The organism is Roseateles sp. P5_B10, assembly GCF_056400485.1.
In genome coordinates, this window is the sequence record NZ_JBFULE010000277.1 from 1 (window position 1) to 6,222 (window position 6,222).

The 6,222-nt window shown below is 67.7% G+C and carries 7 protein-coding genes; 5 read left to right on the forward strand and 2 right to left on the reverse strand.

Annotated elements, in window-relative coordinates:
* Nucleotides 1–352, reverse strand: a 352-nt coding sequence (locus tag AC1DU6_RS16790; RefSeq protein ID WP_477858424.1) for a hypothetical protein, incomplete at its 3' end; no start/stop codon positions are given.
* A gap of 26 nt (nucleotides 353–378) precedes the next feature.
* Nucleotides 379–771, reverse strand: coding sequence for a VOC family protein (locus AC1DU6_RS16795; RefSeq protein ID WP_056198050.1), 393 nt, complete (start codon nucleotides 769–771; stop codon nucleotides 379–381).
* 86 nt (nucleotides 772–857) lie between these two features.
* Here AC1DU6_RS16795 and argA point away from each other — a divergent pair, with 86 nt between their 5' ends.
* The 5 genes from argA to AC1DU6_RS16820 all read left to right on the forward strand — a co-directional run.
* On the forward strand, nucleotides 858–2,201 hold the full coding sequence (gene argA / locus AC1DU6_RS16800) for an amino-acid N-acetyltransferase (protein WP_457394392.1): 1,344 nt from the start codon (nucleotides 858–860) through the stop codon (nucleotides 2,199–2,201).
* Nucleotides 2,202–2,280: 79 nt separating this feature from the next.
* Nucleotides 2,281–2,559, forward strand: a complete 279-nt coding sequence (locus AC1DU6_RS16805; RefSeq protein WP_056198054.1) for an oxidative damage protection protein — start codon at nucleotides 2,281–2,283, stop codon at nucleotides 2,557–2,559.
* Between the two features lie 422 nt (nucleotides 2,560–2,981).
* On the forward strand, nucleotides 2,982–3,278 hold the full coding sequence (locus AC1DU6_RS16810; protein ID WP_477858427.1) for an H-NS histone family protein: 297 nt from the start codon (nucleotides 2,982–2,984) through the stop codon (nucleotides 3,276–3,278).
* Nucleotides 3,279–3,440: 162 nt separating this feature from the next.
* A complete protein-coding gene (locus AC1DU6_RS16815; RefSeq protein WP_457394390.1) occupies nucleotides 3,441–3,596 on the forward strand; it encodes a hypothetical protein in 156 nt (51 codons plus the stop codon).
* Nucleotides 3,597–3,606: 10 nt separating this feature from the next.
* On the forward strand, nucleotides 3,607–6,222 hold a 2,616-nt coding region (locus AC1DU6_RS16820; protein ID WP_477858429.1), incomplete at its 3' end, for a putative bifunctional diguanylate cyclase/phosphodiesterase.

Here is a 6,222-nt window from a genome sequence, read left to right on the forward strand (position 1 = left end):
ATGCGGTCTTGGTGAGGCGATCCTGGAAGCGGACCTTGTAGCCCACCACGTCGCCCAGCGGCGTCTTCAGCTCCTCGGCGATGCGCTTGGCCACGCTGCTGGCGGCGATGCGCCGCGGCTGGGTGTGGCCGATCAGGCCACCACCGTTCAAGCGCCCACGGCCCATCGCCAGCGCGATCTTGGGCAACTGGGTGGTCTTGCCGGAGCCGGTCTCGCCGCAGACGATGACGACCTGGTGCTCGGCCATGGCAGCCGCGATTTCATCGCGCCGCGCAGAGACCGGCAGGGATTCAGGGAATGAAATGGAGAGAGCCGGCTTCACGGGCCGGCTCTCGGGATTCGGAGCTGTCATTGCGGCGGGATTGTCCCGCAAGCGCTTTATTCGCTGCGCGGGAAGTAGCTGATGACCTGGATCACGGCGCCCTGCGGGTCTTGCAACACGGCCATGCGGCCGATCGTCGGAATGTCGAAGGGGCCGGCGCAGACCGTACCGCCGAGGCTTTTGGCCTTCTCGACGGTCGCGTCGCAGGACTCGACCGTGACATAGGCACCCCACATGGCCGGGCCGGGTGCCGGCGGCGTCATGACGCCACCGACAGCGACGTCACCGACCTTGATGACGTGGTAATCGCCCTGGCCCATGTTCATCGTGTCAAAGGTCCAGCCAAACAGGCTGCCGTAGTACTCGCAGGCGGCCTTGGGGTTGGGCGTGCCCAACTCATTCCAGCTGAAGGCGCCGGGGGTCATGTAGACGTCTTGATAGTCCTTCATCGCGGTCTCCGGGTGGTGGGGCGACCATCGTCGGAGCCGAACATGACAGCGTCAAGTGACCCGCGTCACGGGCGACAATTCGGCCCATGACCGGTCTTGTCTTTCCCCACACCTTCGTGCCCTGGTTCCGCGCCGTGGCGCCGTATATCCATGCCTACCGCGGCGAGACCTTCGTCGTCGGCATGCCGGGCGAGCTGATCGCGGCAGGCAAGCTCAATGCCTTCGTGCAGGACCTGGCCATCCTGCATGCCATGGGCATCAAGATCGTCCTGGTGCACGGCTTTCGGCCCCAGGTCAACGAGCAACTCGCTGCCAAGGGCCAGACGCCCCGCTTCAGCCATGGCCGCCGCATCACCGACGCCGTGGCCCTGGATTGCGCCCAGGAGGCCGCCGGCCAGCTGCGTTTCGAGATCGAGGCGGCCTTCAGCCAGGGCTTGCCCAACACGCCGATGGCCAATGCGACGGTGCGCGTCGTCTCCGGCAATTTCCTGACCGCCCGGCCGGTCGGCATCGTCGACGGCGTGGACTTCCAGCATTCAGGCCTGGTGCGCAAGGTCGACGCCGCAGCCATCCAGCGCGCCATGGACATTGGCGCCATCGTGCTGCTGTCGCCCTTCGGCTTCTCGCCCACGGGCGAGGCTTTCAATCTGTCGATGGAGGACGTGGCCACGTCCACAGCCATCGCGCTGCAGGCCGACAAGCTGCTGTTCGTCTGCGAGGTCGACGGCGTGCCCGAGAACCCGGGCGACCCGGACAGCCCCATCGATACCGAGCTGGCCGTGGCCGACGCCGACCGCATGCTGGCCAAGGCCGGCCCGGCGCCCCAGCCGACCGACGTCGCGTTCTACCTGCGCCATTGCGCCGAGGCCTGCCGTGCCGGCGTCGAGCGCTCACACATCATCCCGTTCGCGGTGGACGGCGCGCTGCTGCAGGAGGTCTACACCCACGACGGCATCGGCACCATGGTCGTCGATGAGAAGCTGGAGAGCTTGCGCGAGGCCAGCGCCGACGACGTGGCCGGCATCATCCAGCTCATCGAACCCTTCGAGCGCGACGGCACCCTCGTCAAGCGCAGCCGGACCGAGATCGAGCGCGACGCCGAGCTCTACACCGTCATCGAGCACGACGGCGTCATCTTCGGTTGTGCCGCCCTTTACCCCTATGTCGAGGCGCGCACCGCCGAGATGGCCGCACTGACCGTCTCCGCCGAAGTACAAGGTCAGGGCGACGGCGACCGCCTGTTGAAAAGAATCGAGCAGCGCGCCAAGGCCCAGGGCCTGGACAGCATCTTCGTGCTGACCACACGCACCATGCATTGGTTCATCAAGCGCGGTTTCCAGCAGGTGGACCCGGAATGGCTGCCCGAAGAGCGCAAGCGCAAATACAACTGGGACCGGCGCTCGCTGGTGCTGGTCAAACGATTCAACTAAGCCCCGCCGGGTTCGCCCAAACGGCCGCCGCGCTAAAGTGCCGGCCGTTTCTCATTTCTCGYGTTTGTAGGAGTCCGCCATGCCCCGCACCGTTCAATGTGCCTATCTGAAGAAGGAAGCCGAAGGGCTGGACTTCCCGCCCTACCCGGCTCATACCGAACTCGGCAAGAAGGTGTGGGAAAGCGTCAGCAAGGAAGCTTGGGCGGCCTGGATGAAGCATCAGACCATGCTGGTCAATGAAAACCGCCTCAACCTCGCCGACCAGCGTGCCCGCCAATACCTGATGCGCCAAGCTGAACAGTTTTTCTTCGGCACAGGTGCCGAAGCGGTGGCGGGCTATGTACCGCCATCGGCCTGAGCGCAGCTCAGGTGAAAAACTGTGGGGGATGCTCATCTGCGCGCAGCGCAGGTGATGCAGCCACCAACAATTTCTTTGGTACCGGTGCGGAACAAGTGGCCGGCTACGTGCCGCCGGCAAACGAATAGGCGCAAATCACCCGCATATGTGCAGGGCCGGGACGCAAGTCGCCGGCCTTTTCTCTTTCAGTTTCGCAGGGCTGCCGTCGCAGCAGAACGCCGGCCGACGCCGCCAAATCGGCAAATAGCCCGAACCAGCAAGAAACTCGTCGCAACCGACCAACGAAAACTCTTGCATTTATGCTGCCCGTCGGGATTTAATTCGCCTACGGAGATACTCGCGGTCAATCGGCCCCAAGGCTCCGGGGCCGCGGCGGTCAATGCCGCGAGTCTCCCCGCTCAAATCGCAAGAGGAATAGCAGCATGTCCACTCTGAAAGAACTCCTGGCCCAGCGCGAGGCACTTGATCAACAGATCAGCCAAACCAAGGACCGCGAACGCAGCGAAGCGGTGGCCAAGGTGAAATCCCTGATGAGCGAATATGGCCTGACGGTGGCCGACCTCAGCACGCGCACGCCCAAGCCGGCCAAGGTGTCCAAGGTAGCCGCCAAGTATCGCAACCAAGCCACCGGTGAAACCTGGAGTGGCCGGGGCCTGCAGCCCAAATGGCTCAAGGCTGCCGTTGCAGGCGGTGCCAAGCTGACCGATTTCGCCGTCTGAGCGGCAATTCCTGCAGGCCAATTGCCCGGCATACGCCGGCGATTTGACTGCGGGGTTTGAACAGATTCCCGCTGCCGGCGCCCGCTGGCGCGACCGACCAGGGCCATCCATCTACGGGATGGCCCTTTTCTTTTTTGGTGCAGGTCCCGCCTAAACTGCGCCATGCCTTTCGTCACGCTGCCAGCGACCCTGTGCCTGGGGTTTTCCCAGGGATCGTCGCGCTATGGCGGCGACGAGATTGCGGCGATGCCGGATTTTTGCCACCCATTCACCTGGCCAGCGCCCTGCGTGCGCGCGCTGACCCAGGTATCGGCCTGAGGCCCCGGCCATGGATCTGCATTCCGGCCACCCGGAATCCGACGAACACGCCCCAGACCTGAGCGTCCAGGCGCCGCCCTCCACGACCCTGCCACCTGGCCCGCGCCGCATCCATGACCGCCGCCGCGGCTGGCGCCGTCTGCGCCGCGTCGGCCTGGCCGCGCTGGCCGGCCTGGGGGGCGGCCTGGTTACCGCCTGGGGGCTCGCCGCCGATGCACTGCCGCCTCTGCTGCGCATTCCCCAGCCCGCTGCGGCCATGCCAGCGCAGGACCTGCTGGTGCCCATGCTGCTGGCGGCTCTGGGCCTGCTGACGCTATGGCGGCTGAGCGCCTGGGTGCTGCCGCTGGTCATGGCGGGCTTGCTGCTGGGCGCCGGGCTGCCCTTGCTGGCGCGCTCGCCCGCGGATCCGGCAGCAGCACTGGACCTGCTGATCTCGGCACCCGTGCTCACGGCGCTGGCCCTGCCCCTGCTCGCGATCGCTTTGAATCGCACGCTGATGCGCCGGCTGCGCCTGACGGGCCGGCTCACTGGTCGCCGCGAAGTCCTTCTTTTCGGCCTGCTGGGTGGACTGGCCGCACCGGTACTGGCTGGCCTGTTCGCACTGGCAGCCTCGATGGCCGCGGGGCTGACCCGGAGCGGCGCGCTTGGTGGCGCGCTGGAACTCGCGGCCGCCTGGGGCTTTGGGCTGCTCTGCGCCGGTACCTGCCTGCAGGCCAGCACCCAACGCCCGCGCCGCGGCGGCCGCTGGGCCGCCCGCATGCTGGCCACAGCGGCCGTTCTTGCCCAGGCGGCCCTGATCTGGCTACCGGAGGCCGGCGCCGCGCTGCTGTTGCCACATCTGCTCCTCTGTCTGCATGCCCTGCAAGCCTCGCCTCGCGCCAATGCCATGCTGGGTGCCGGCCTGCTGGGTCTGTGGGCACTCAGCGCGCCGCCGGCCCTGCTCTCCTATGCCTTGGGCGCTGGCTTCGCCTTGCTGCCCCTGGTCCTTATCGCGCTGAGCCACCACCAGTTGCGCGACCGGGACGGCTGGCGCAGCGCCCTGGATGCCCAGGGCCTGGCCCTGGCCGAGTGGCGCCTGCCCGAGGGTCGCCGCCATGCGTCGGCGCGCTGGCAGGCCCTGACGACGCCCGTCGACGGCACCGCAGCCGGCACTGCGCCGCTGGACTGGGTACGCCTGGCTCACCCGCGCGACCGCGAACCGGTGCGCCGTGCGCTGCGCGAGCTGCTGGCCGACCCGCAGCTCAACCAACTGGGTGTGTCGCTGCGGCTGGCGGCCGACGGCGGCGACTGGCGCTGGCATGAGCTGCAGGCCCATGTCCCGCTGCGCGACCGCCAGGGCCGCGCGCGTGGTCTCATCGCAACGCTGGCGGATGTCAGTTGGCGCCACACGGCCGAGGAACGCGAGCGCATGTCGGCCACCCTCTTCCAGCAGGCCAGCGAGGGTCTGGCTGTCATCGACACGCAGTGGCGCGTCGTCGAGGTCAACTCAGCCTATTGCGACATCCTGCATGCACCGCGCGAGGCTCTCGTCGGCCGGCCGGCCACACCGCTGAGCATCGCCAATCTGCAGCGCAGTGGCCACGAGACCGCCGAGCTGCAGACAGCGCTGAATGATGGCCTGTCATGGAGCGGCCAGTTGCAGGCCGAGCTTGAGGACGGCGGCCGACACGTCTTCTCGGCCAAACTCAGCCCCGTGCCGGAGCCCGACGGCGTCAGCCCGAGGTGGCGGCTGCTCAGCCTGACCGACCTCGGCGAGAGCCTGCGCCAGCAGGACCTGCTGCGCCGCAGCCTGCGCTTTGACGTCGCCACCGGCCTGCCCAACCGCGACGAGTTCATGCGGCGGCTGCAGCTGGCCCTGGTCGCGGCCAACCGCGACGGCTTCAGGCTCGTTGTCGGCCTCATCGACCTCGACGACTTCGCCCGCGTCAACGCGGAGCACGGCCAGCTTGTCGCGGATTCCGTGCTGCTTCAACTCAGCGGCCGATTGCAAGCCACATTGCGCGGCTCGCGTGGCGCCGCGCCGGATACCGCTGATCAGCTGGCCCGGCTGCATGGCGACGAGTTCGCCGTGCTGATGCGCGTGCAGACGCCCGAAGAGGCCCAGCGCGCCGCCGACCGCCTGCTGGCGGTGCTGTCCACGCCGGTCGCCATCCGCGAGAACCGTGTCGGCAACGGCCTGGCCATTGAAATCGGCGCCAGCATGGGCGCCACCCTCTATCCCCAGGACGACGCCGACCCGGAAACGCTGCTGCGCCACGCCGGCCACGCCCTCTACCGCGCCAAGCATGCAGGCCGCGGCGGCATCCAGTTCCATGACCCGACGCTGGACCAGCGCGATGAGGCCGGCATGATTGCCGTCGCGCGACTCCAACGCGCCCTGGACAGCAATGAACTGCTGCTGCACTACCAGCCGCAGATCGATCTGCGCAGCGGCCAGGTCATGGGTGTGGAAGCCCTGCTGCGCTGGCAGCACCCCGAGCGCGGCCTGCTCGCACCGGCGCATTTCCTGCCGCTGGTCGAGGCGACCGGCCTGGCCGTGCAGATCGGCGACTGGGTCATCGAGCAGGCCCTGGCGCAGGCGATGGCCTGGCTGCGCGCCGGTGTCAACGATGGCAAGGGTCTGCCG